Source organism: Shewanella sp. S1-49-MNA-CIBAN-0167, from assembly GCF_040310145.1.
Lineage (GTDB): Bacteria > Pseudomonadota > Gammaproteobacteria > Enterobacterales > Shewanellaceae > Shewanella > Shewanella psychromarinicola.
In genome coordinates this window covers 1-264 of sequence record NZ_JBEOPO010000326.1, presented here as the reverse complement: position 1 = coordinate 264, position 264 = coordinate 1, and the positions used below count along the sequence as shown (strand labels likewise).

The 264-nt window shown below is 44.7% G+C and carries 1 protein-coding gene; it reads right to left on the bottom strand.

Features of this window, described 5'->3' with window-relative positions; translation table 11 throughout:
- On the bottom strand, window positions 1-264 hold a 264-nt coding region (locus tag AAEZ00_RS21505; protein WP_351089972.1), incomplete at both ends, for a hypothetical protein.

The window sequence follows — 264 nt, the reverse complement described above, 5'->3', positions numbered from 1 at the left end:
CGTTTACACGAGTCAAGCTGATTGCGGTGACTTCACCTAAGAAGTCACTACGGTAACGTGAGCTAATACGTGCTTCGAAGCCAGCATTTTCATAGTAAACCGTGGCATTGAAGGTTTTTTCTGAAAGGCCAGGTAACGTGGTTGGATCGCTATCTGGTGTTTCTTTCACTTCACTGTCGTTGTACGAACCACTCAAGATAGTACCAAAACCTTCTAGTTGGTCTGCAAAAAGGCCAAAGTCGAGAGACAAAGACGCTTCTATAC